We start from the raw sequence: 4,281 nt of genomic DNA, 5'->3' as shown, positions 1-4,281 counted from the left end.
TCGGCGCCACCACCGACGCCGCCCGCCGCCTGCTCCGCCCCCTGGCAGGCCTCTTCGCCCTCGGCACGATCGCCCTCGCCGTCTCCGCCCTCGGCGGCCGCACCCTTGCGATCGCCGCCCTGATCACGGCCACCGTCGCCCTCACCTTCGCCGAGATGGTCCACACCATGGCCTCCTGGGAGCTCTCCGTCGCCCTCGCCCCCGGCGACGCCCAGGGCGCCTACCTGGGAGTCCACGGCCTCGCCCAGTCCACCCAGCGCTTCGCAGGCCCCCTCCTTATGACCGGCATCGTCTCCGCAGGCCCCCTCGCCTGGCCCCTCCTCGGCGCCGCCCTGGTCGCCACCGCCGCCGCCCAGAACCGCCTCGTCCGCCGCCGCCTCACCGAACCCGGACCGTCACTGTCAGTGTCAAAGGTTACGGTGAGTGAGCACTGATCGGAGCGTCACCAGGGGGAGACATGACCCGTACCGGCACCACCACCGCACACCTCCGCCGCGCCCTGCGCCGCGAGGTCCCCAGCACCGTCGGCCTCCTCGCCGACGAGCAGGACTTCGCCGCCATGCGGCAGTACCGCACCTTCGCCTTCGACGACCACACCACCTACCTGCGGCAGGTCGAGGCCCTCCTCAGGACCCTCGCGACCCAGGGCGGCCACACCACCGTCACCCTCTTCGACCCCGAGGAGTACGCGGCATGGTGCGCCGAGACCGGCACCGACCCCGACCACCCCACGAGCCGCAGCCACTTCACCGCCCACCTGGCCGCCACCGGCGCCCGCGTCACCTACACCGGCCAGCCCCTCACCACCCTCCTCCCCGAGCTCGTCGACACCGCCGTCCGACAGGCCACCTGGGAGTACGCCACCACCGTCCTCGCCACCGCCGGCGACTGCGCCGGCTGCGGCAAGGACATCGGCAAAGCCGCGTACGAGCGGGCGGGCCGGCTTCTCGTACGACTCCTCGAAGCCGCAGGCCCCGGCACCCACCACCTCGTCTGCAGCGTCCAGGCCGCCGACGACCAGCTCCTCGCCGTCCTCCACACCCACGGCACCACACCCCCCGACGACGCCACAGGAGCGGAGTTCACCGCCGTCCTCGCCACCGGCATCGCCCTCGCGTCACCCGGCGGAGTCGTCCTGCGCACCACCACCCCCGGCGCCCCCGACCGGCTCCACGGCTGGCGCCTCACCGACGGCACCCTGACCCCCCTCACCGAGGCCGAGGTCTTCGCCGCCTACTGCACCGACGCCCGCACCGGCGAACCCCTCTCCCCGGAACCGGGCGTCGAGTACCGCGCCGGCCTCCCCCTCGCCCCCGACCCCGACGACGACTGGACCACCCATCACTGACCCCGACACGACGAAGGGGCTCCCCGCCACCACGTGACGGAAAGCCCCTTCATCGACCCCCTCAGGGGATCACTCCCCGGACAGCACCGCCTGCGCGGCGATGCGCGCATCGTGCGCCGTGTCCGCGGCACGGGCCGCGGCCGCGGCCCGCTCGCACTGCGCCAGCGTGTACTTGGCCAGCGTCGCCCGCACATACGGAATGGACGCCGCACCCATGGACAGGGAGGTGACCCCCAGACCGGTCAGCACACAGGCGAGCAGCGGATCCGAAGCGGCCTCGCCACAGACACCACAGCTCTTGCCCTCGGCCTTGGCCGCCTCGGCGGACAGCGCCACCAGGTCGAGCAGCGCCGGCTGCCACGGATCCTGGAGCCGCGACACCGCACCGACCTGACGGTCGGCCGCGAAGGTGTACTGCGCCAGGTCGTTCGTGCCCAGCGACAGGAACTCGACCTCCTGCAGGATCGAGCGCGCCCGCAGCGCGGCCGAGGGAATCTCGACCATCGCACCGAACTTCGCCCGCAGCCCCGCCTCACGGCACGCATCGGCGAACGCCTTCGCGTCCGTACGGTCGGCCACCATCGGAGCCATGACCTCGAGGTACACCGGCAGTCCCTCGGCCGCCTTCGCCAGCGCGGTCAGCTGTGTCCGCAGCACCTCCGGGTGGTCGAGCAGCGACCGCAGACCCCGCACACCGAGCGCCGGGTTCGGCTCGTCCACAGGAGTCAGGAAGTCCAGCGGCTTGTCGGCACCCGCGTCGAGCACCCGCACGACCACACGGCCCTCGGGGAACGCCTCGAGAACCTTGCGGTACGCCTCGACCTGCTTCTCCTCGGACGGAGCCTTCTTGCTGTCGTCCAGGAAGAGGAACTCCGTACGGAACAGTCCGACACCCTCGGCACCGGCCTCCACCGCCGCCAGCACGTCCGCCGGACCGCCGACATTGGCGAGCAGCGGCACCTTGTGCCCGTCGGAGGTCGCACCCGGACCGCTGGACGTCGCCAGCGCGGCCTTGCGCTCGGCGGCCGCCTTCGTCAGCGCCGCCTTCTTCTCCTCGCTCGGGTCCACGAAAAGCTCACCCGTGGAACCGTCGACCGCGATGAGCGTGCCCTCGGCCAGCTCACCCGCGCCCGGCAGCGCCACGATGGCCGGCACACCCAGCGCCCGCGCGAGGATCGCGCTGTGACTGGTCGGACCGCCCTCCTCCGTCACGAACCCGAGCACGAGCGTCGGGTCGAGCAGCGCCGTGTCGGCCGGCGCCAGGTCCCGCGCGATCAGTACGTACGGCTCGTCGCTGTCCGGCACGCCCGGCATCGGCACGCCGAGCAGCCGCGCGACGATCCGGTTCCGCACGTCGTCCAGGTCCGCGACCCGGCCCGCCATGTACTCGCCGGCACCCGCGAGCAGCTCGCGGTAGTGCGAGAAGGCGTCGTAGATACCGCGCTCGGCCGTGCTGCCGACCGCGACCCGGCGGTCGACGTCGGCCATGAGCTCCGGGTCCTGGGCGATCATCGCCTGGGCCTCGAGCACGGCCTGGGCCTCACCACCGGCCAGATTGCCCCGGGCAATCAGGTCCGCGGCCACAGCCTCCACGGCCTGACGGGCGCGCCCCTGCTCGCGCTCCGCCTCGTCCGCGGGGATCTGCTTGGCCGGCGGCTCCAGGACCGCCGTACCCATGTGCCGGACCTCGCCGATCGCCACTCCGTGGCTGACGCCGACGCCTCGCAGCGTTGTCTCCATCTCACCCGTCTCCGATTGAGCGACGGCCCCGGCCGCCGCGTTGAATGTCGAACTCGCGGTCGTCACGAGGACGGACCGGCTCAGCGCCAGCCGAAGAGCTGGTCGCCGGCCTTCACGTCGCCGTCCTCGACGAGGTCGGAGAGCGAGTCGGCAGTGGCCTCCAGGGCCACGACGGGACAGATGGCGGACTTGCCGGCGGCCTCGACCTCGGCGGGGTTCCAACGGACGACGGCCTGTCCGCGCGTCACCCGGTCACCCTTGCTGACGAGCAGCTCGAAACCCTGTCCATTGAGCTGAACGGTGTCGATGCCGAGGTGCGTCAGCACTCCGTGCCCTTCGTCGTCGACGACGACGAAGGCGTGCGGGTGCATGGAGACGATGACCCCGTCGAGAGGGGAGACGGCATCCGAGGGCTCACGTACGGGATCGATGGCGGTACCGGGACCGACCATCGCACCGGAGAAGACCGGGTCGGGAACTGCGGCGAGACCGATGGCGCGTCCAGCAAGCGGCGACGTCACGGTTGTCATGGGAAGCCTCCCAGGGGCGGAGATTGTGTGGCGCCGTCACTACCTGTCCTGGACGGCGTACTGTTCTGAAGCGTATGTCATAGGAAGTCCCGGTTCCGCACGAGATGTACCCGTTGGGCGGAGCTAGGGACCACCGGAAACGATTTGCCTCTACTGACGGTGGGATGTACTGTCGTACTCCTGCCTGACCCCAACGCGGCCTTGAGTCGCGGGTCGGCAGCACCTATCAAGCCAGATCCTAACCCCAGTGGTCTACACCTCTGCATGCTCGCAGGGGACGTGGTCAGGGGGACCGAGAAAGCCTGGTAATGTTCAACCCCGCCGGGAACGGAAAACGCGAAAGTGAATTCCAGCCCCAGCAGCCCGCTCCAGCGGGTGGCAGAAACGGAAATTCGGATCTGCTAAGCTGGAAAACGAAGGAAGCGCCCGGAGGGCCCGGAAACGGGAACGAAGGAAGCGTCCGCACCTTGAGAACTCAACAGCGTGCCAAAAATCAACGCCAGATTAGTTGATACCCCGTCCATCTCCGGATGGCCGAGGTTCCTTTGAAAAAGTCCACCCCTCGGGGTGGCGACAACACAGCGAGGACGCTGTGGACGGTCGGCCACATTCCGGCATGACCGTCCCGCTCAACGCGAGTGTGACCCGATCACGGGTAAACAT

At 70.3% G+C, this 4,281-nt stretch carries 3 protein-coding genes and 1 pseudogene; 2 read left to right on the top strand and 2 right to left on the bottom strand.

The window, feature by feature from the left end:
• Positions 1-434 (top strand): annotated as a pseudogene (locus tag CCN56_RS32475) (MFS transporter); the annotation flags it as partial.
• 23 nt (positions 435-457) lie between these two features.
• Positions 458-1,348 carry a hypothetical protein gene (locus tag CCN56_RS32470; RefSeq protein WP_086831462.1) on the top strand — a complete coding sequence of 297 codons (891 nt, stop codon included), beginning with the start codon at positions 458-460 and terminating at the stop codon, positions 1,346-1,348.
• A 69-nt stretch (positions 1,349-1,417) separates the two neighbouring features.
• Here the strand turns inward: CCN56_RS32470 and ptsP are convergent, their stop codons facing one another.
• Together ptsP and CCN56_RS32460 are read right to left on the bottom strand one after the other, a co-directional pair.
• The gene (gene ptsP / locus CCN56_RS32465; protein ID WP_086831461.1) at positions 1,418-3,088 is read right to left on the bottom strand and encodes a phosphoenolpyruvate--protein phosphotransferase; all 1,671 of its coding nucleotides are present in this window, start codon (positions 3,086-3,088) and stop codon (positions 1,418-1,420) included.
• Between the two features lie 80 nt (positions 3,089-3,168).
• Entirely contained in the window at positions 3,169-3,618 is a 450-nt protein-coding gene (locus tag CCN56_RS32460; protein ID WP_041128160.1) for a PTS glucose transporter subunit IIA, read from the bottom strand.
• Positions 3,619-4,281: the final 663 nt, after the last annotated feature.

Origin of the sequence: Streptomyces sp. NRRL B-24572, assembly GCF_002156145.1 — a bacterium.
Classification (GTDB): Bacteria; Actinomycetota; Actinomycetes; order Streptomycetales; family Streptomycetaceae; genus Streptomyces; species Streptomyces vietnamensis.
Note: the sequence above shows the minus strand (reverse complement) of the source record. Positions and strands in the feature narration are given on the sequence as shown.